At 59.7% G+C, this 300-nt stretch carries 1 pseudogene; it reads right to left on the bottom strand.

What is annotated here, in order from left to right:
• Positions 1-7: 7 nt before the first annotated feature.
• Positions 8-300: pseudogene (locus ACYQ3S_RS15720) on the bottom strand (tryptophanase); the annotation flags it as partial.

Genomic DNA, 300 nt, shown 5'->3' with positions numbered 1-300 from the left:
GATATGGTTACTTTTCTTCGTTGGGGTAGGGCTCGAGGAAGGCATGGAAGTGACGCATCGGCAGCTTGTGGCCCCAGACGATGCGCATGTTCGGGATGGACTCGCGATCCTCATACAGCGCCTTGACTGCCGCGATGACGTAATCCAGATGCTCCTGGGTCAGACGGCTGCGGTCGATCGCAAAGCGGACCACGTTCGCCAGCTCAGCCTGCTGCTCTGGGGTCTTCAGGTCGTATTCCATGGAGTAGTCGCCCAGCTCGGATACACGGATGCCGTAGCGGCGGATCAGCTCCAGCGAGA

It is taken from the genome of Agathobaculum sp. TL06 (assembly GCF_054658635.1).
This window is presented reverse-complemented; position numbering and strand designations above follow the sequence as displayed.